This window comes from Lentzea sp. NPDC060358 (assembly GCF_042725365.1).
Classification (GTDB): domain Bacteria; phylum Actinomycetota; class Actinomycetes; order Mycobacteriales; family Pseudonocardiaceae; genus Lentzea.
The window spans coordinates 1-5,092 of record NZ_JBHXCW010000376.1 but is presented as its reverse complement, the minus strand read 5'-3'; the positions used below and the strand labels follow the sequence as shown (position 1 = coordinate 5,092).

Here is a 5,092-nt window from a genome sequence, read left to right as displayed (position 1 = left end):
TCTGCGGGCACCGGCCGTCGGCGACTCACGCCGGAACCGCCCACCTCTGGTTGGCGCCGCCCGTGCAGGACCAGATCTGGAGCTTCGCGCCGTCCGCGGTGTTGTTGCCGGTGACGTCCAGGCACTTGCCGCTGCCCGCGTTCACCAGCGTCCCGTTCGACGCGGTCCAGCGCTGGTTGCCGCCGCCGAAGCAGTCCCACAGCTGCACCGCGGTGCCGTCGGCCGTGCCGTTGCCGGTCACGTCGAGGCATTTGCCCAGGCCGCGCACCGTGCCGTCGGAGGACAGGGTCCACGTCTGGTTCGGGCCGCTGGAGCAGGTCCACAGCTGCGGGAGGGTGCCGTTGGCCGTCGAGCCGTCGGTGACGTCGAGGCACTTGCCGCCCAGGCCGGTGATCGCCCCGGTGCGGCCGGTCGGCGGCGGACCGGGGTCGAGCGTGCCGGGCCAGGTGAACGTCGCCATCGCGCCCGCGGGCAGGCTGTAGCCGAACGTCTGGCCGTGGTAGGAGACGCGGAAGTTCTGCTGGCCGCCCGAGTTCAGCGCGACGAGCACGATCCGGCCGTCCGGGTTGCGGAAGGCGACGTTCTGGACACCGCCCTCGCCGTAGCCGGTCGAGTCGATGCGCACCGCGCCGGGCTGCACGAACTTCGACAGGTGCCCGAGCACGTAGTACTCGGCGTTGTAGGTGACGTCGTTGCCGTTGGTGCGCACGACGCCCGTGCAGTTGGTGCAGCTGCCGATCACCGGGCCGTTGTTCTGGTCCAGCGCCATGTTCCAGATGGCCACCGACCGCGCGTGGTTGCGGGTCGCGCCGATCGCGAGGTTGATGCCCTGCCAGCGCAACGTGTCGCGGAACGTCGACGCGTCGTCTCCTGACCGCGTGCCGGAGCACTCGGTGAAGAAGATGTCCTTGCCCGGCTGGTTGTTCTTCACCACGGACTGGCCGCCCGGGTTGCCGCCGTAGCAGTGCCACGCGGAGCCGATCACGTTGCCGCCCGCGCCGTTGTTGACGGTCTGCGGGTAGGTCGTGTCGTCCCAGTTGTGGTCGTAGCCGAGGATCCGCGCCTGCTCACCGGCCGCGCGCAGCTTCGGCACCAGCGTGTTGATGACGTTGACCTGCTGCTGCGCCGACATCCTCATGCCGGGGTAGCCCGGCGGTTCGAAGTTGGGCTCGTTCTGCACGCTCAGGTAGTCGATCGGGATGCCGGCGGCCTTGTACGCCTGGGCGAACTTGACGAGGTAGTCGGCGTAGACGCCGATCCGGCCGTCGTTGAGCGAGCCCTGGACGAGGCTGTTGTTGTTCTTCATCCACGCCGGCGCGCTCCACGGCGTCGCCATCACGGCGAGCTGCGGGTTGAGCTGCTTGGCCTGCTGCAACAGCGGCAGGATGTAGGCGTTGTCGTGCGAGGTGGAGAACCGGGACAGCGTCGGGTCGGCCGCGCCGTCGTCGTAGGTGTAGAAGCTGCGGGAGAAGTCGGTCGCACCGATCGGCTGGCGCAGGAAGCTCATGCCGATGCCGGTGCTCTTGTTGAAGAGGTTGTTCATGATCTCGGTGCGGCGCGGTGAGGTGAAGATGTTCCACGCGGCCGCGTCCGTGAACGACGCCCCGAAGCCGACCATCGACTGGTAGGTCGTGTTCGGGTTGACCGTGATCGTGGCACCGCTGCCGCCGGAGCCGAACGCCACGTCGCCCTGCTGCCGCAGCAGGTTCGACCGGTCGGCCGTGGTGAGCCAGACGCTCGCGTTCGTGGCCGCGGTGGCGGCGGGGGACACCAGGGTGCTCCCCGCCGTCACGACGGCCGCGGCGATCGCGATGCCGCGCCAGCGTTTCGTCGTCATTGACATCAGCGCTCCTTGCAGGGGGTTGGACGCGCCCGTTCTCGTTCCTCAGCGGTAGAGGCGGAAATCGGCGATGCTCCACCAGTTGCTCGCGGCACCGGTGGAGGTGATGCGCAGGTACCGCGCGCTGGTGCGGCGGACGTCGATGTTCGTGAGCTGGCCGGCACCCCGTCCACTGGCGACGGTGCGCCAGGTGGTGCCGTCGTTGCTCACCGAGAGCTCCCACGCGCGGGCGTAGTCGCCGAGGTCGCCGCCGGAGTCGACGGCGACCCGGCGGAAGTCCGTCCGGCGCCCCAGGTCGACCTGCAGGAACTGGCCGGGGGCCTGCGCGGCGCCGCTGGACCACCGGGTGGACGCGTCGTCGTCGATCGCCGCCGCGCCGTCGGGGGTCGCGGTCGCACCGGTCAGCGGCACGAGGCCGAGTCCGCCGCGGTGCTGCGCGGTCCAGGTGAACGTCGCCAGCGCGCCGCCGGGCAAGGTGTACTCGAACGTGCGGTCGCCGGCGTTGACCGCGAACGCGCGCGGCTCGTCGTTCTGGTTGTGCACCACCAGGGCCGTGGAGCCGTCGGGGTTGCGGAACGCGGTGTCCATGACCTGTCCGTTCCAGCCGGTCGTGCCGAACGAGGTGCTGGCGATGCGGCGCGCACCCGGCTTCACGAACTTCGAGAGGTGGCCGATCGTGTAGTACTCGGCGTCGGTCACGACGGAGCCGTCCGGCTGCACGGTCACCAGCCCGGTGCACGTCGCGCAGCCGCCGTTGTGCGGGCCGCCGGTGCTGTCGAGCGCGATGTTCCAGTTGACCGCGCTGCGCGCCCAGTTGCGGGTGGTGCCGAGCACGACGTTGCGGGCGTGCCAGCGCAGCGTGTCGCTGAAGACCTTGGCGGGCGGGTCGGCCGCGCCCCTGGACCCGGAGCACTCGGTGAACCAGATCCCCTTGTCCGGGAAGGCGTCGTGCAGTGCCGTCTGCGCACTCGGGTCGCCGTAGTAGCAGTGGTAGGCGGTGCCGGCGAGCCACTTCGCCGCGGGGGATCGCAGGACCTGGTACGGGTAGTCGGCTTCCGCGGTGCCGTCGTTCGGGTGCGTGGCCCAGTTGTGGTCGTAGCCGAGGATCTTCGTGCGCGGGCTCGCGGCCCTGAGCTTCGGGCCGAGCGCCTCGATCACCTCGATCTGCTGCGCCACCGGCATGTCCGTGCCGGGGTAGGCGTCGGGCGTGCGGTTCTGCGGCTCGTTCTGCACGGACAGGAAGTCGACCGGGACGCCCGCCCTCGCGTACGCCCGGACGAACTCCACCAGGTACCGCGCGTAGGCGTCGTAGATCCGCGGGTCGTCCTTGAGCCGGCCGCCCACCAGCGATTCGGTGGTCTTCATCCACGCCGGCGGGCTCCACGGCGTGCCCATGACCTTCAGGCGCGGGTTGAGCCGCTTCGCCTCGCGCAGCAACGGGAGGATCTTCGCCTCGTCGTGGCGGACGCTGAAGTGCCGCAGCTCGAAGTCGGTGCGGCCGGGCGCCACGTCGTCGTAGGTGTAGTGCTCCGCGGCCGCCGTGAAGTCGGAGGACCCGACCGGCTGGCGCAGGAAGCTGACCCCGATGCCCCGGACGGGGTCGAAGAGCGCGCGCATCGTCTCGGCGCGGGTGGCCGGCGCGAGGTTCGCGAGGAGCTCCGCGGACGAGTCGGTGATGGAGGCGCCGAACCCGTCGACCTCCTGGTAGCGGCGGTCCGGGTCGACCACGATCGTGGGCTGCGCGGAGGGCGTCGTGCCGAACCGGACGGCCGGGCGTTCGTGCAGCAGCTCGGCCCGGTCCGGCGTGGTCACCCACACCCTGACCTGCGGTGCACCGGACGCCGCCGCAGTGGGCGGGGCCGGTGCGGCGGCGAGGCCCAGCGTCAGGGCCACGATCGCGGTTCGTCTCATGTAACACCCGTCCATCACTGTGAAACGTTAGCTTCCAGGATGAAACACCCGCGCGCGGCGAGGGTCAATGGCCTGGTCGAGTTCCGGTACATTGACCTGGTGGAACGCAAGATCGAACACGTGAAACAACGCGCCAGTGTTCGTGCCATCGCCGCGGAGACCGGTGTGTCGATCGCGACCGTCTCACGGGTGCTGAACGACCACGTCAACGTGGCGCCCCGGACCCGAGACCTGGTGCTGCAGGCCGTGGAACGGCACCGCGCCGCGGCGTCCGTCCGCGTCCGCACGGTCTACGTGCGGTGTCCTTACGTGCTCACCGACTACTTCGGGCTGATCGTCTCGTCGATCGCCGAGGGGCTGAAGCTGCACGGGGCTCGGCTGGTGCTGGACGCGGGGGAGTCGGGGCAGGGCACCGACGCGCTGTCCCGGCTGCCCGAGTCCGGCGCCGACGGGGCGATCCTGATCTTGCCGCCGGAGGAGGGGGATGCGCTGGTCGCCTTGTCCTCCGGCGGGTTCCCGTTCGTCGTCGTGGACCCCCGGACCCCGCCACCGCCCGACGTGGCCGCCGTGTCCGCCGCGCACTCGTCCGGGGCCCGGGCCGTCGCCGACCACCTGATCTCGCTGGGGCACCGGGACATCGCCGTGATCGCCGGACCCGAGGAGTGGCTCGCCGGGGATGCCCGGCTGGCCGGTCATCGAGCCGCGCTGGCCTCCGCCGGGGTGCTGTTGTCGGCCGATCGGTTGCGGCACGTCGAACCCACCGTGGCGCAGGGGGCGAGGGCCGCCGCCGAGTTGTTGTCCCTGTCGCCCCGGCCCAGTGCTGTCGTGTGCTTCAACGACAAGGTGGCGGTGGGGGTGTTGCAGGCCGCTCGCTCGCTCGGGCTGCGGGTGCCCCGGGAGTTGTCCGTGGTCGGGTTCGACGACATCGATCTGGCCGGGGCCGTTGTTCCCGGGCTCACCACCGTGCGGCAGCCCCTGGAGGAGATGGGGCGGATCGCTGTCGCTCAGTTGATGCGGGTGCTGGACGGGCATTCGCCTGCGGCTCTGCACATCGAGTTGGCCACCGCGCTGGTGGTTCGGGAGTCTACTGCTGGGGTTTTGTAGGGTTTCCCGGGTGCGGCCTGGGCGGGTGGTCGCCTTGCGGGCGGCCGGCTTGCGTTGCGTGCTTCCCCCAGGGGCTCTGCCCCCGGACCCCCGGCAATCTGATCGGGGGCACCGCGCCCTGGGCGGGTTGATGGCACGCCTGGTGCGTTGGGCGGCTGCGCGTTGCGTTGGTGGTTGCGTTGCGGTGGGTGCCCCGTCACAAGCCGCACCAAGAGCGGGCCACACGTGGAGGGGGAT

3 protein-coding genes are annotated in these 5,092 nt (G+C 70.8%); 1 reads left to right on the top strand and 2 read right to left on the bottom strand.

Annotated features, from left to right (window positions below):
- Window positions 1–25: 25 nt before the first annotated feature.
- Together ACFWGZ_RS39405 and ACFWGZ_RS39400 are read right to left on the bottom strand one after the other, a co-directional pair.
- Window positions 26–1,837 carry a ricin-type beta-trefoil lectin domain protein gene (locus tag ACFWGZ_RS39405; protein ID WP_382456695.1) on the bottom strand — a complete coding sequence of 604 codons (1,812 nt, stop codon included), beginning with the start codon at window positions 1,835–1,837 and terminating at the stop codon, window positions 26–28.
- Window positions 1,838–1,885: 48 nt separating this feature from the next.
- A complete protein-coding gene (locus tag ACFWGZ_RS39400) occupies window positions 1,886–3,751 on the bottom strand; it encodes a discoidin domain-containing protein (protein ID WP_382456694.1) in 1,866 nt (621 codons plus the stop codon).
- Between the two features lie 99 nt (window positions 3,752–3,850).
- Here ACFWGZ_RS39400 and ACFWGZ_RS39395 point away from each other — a divergent pair, with 99 nt between their 5' ends.
- Complete coding sequence (locus tag ACFWGZ_RS39395; protein ID WP_382456693.1) at window positions 3,851–4,855, top strand: LacI family DNA-binding transcriptional regulator; 1,005 nt, start codon at window positions 3,851–3,853, stop codon at window positions 4,853–4,855.
- The last annotated feature ends 237 nt before the right edge of the window (window positions 4,856–5,092 follow it).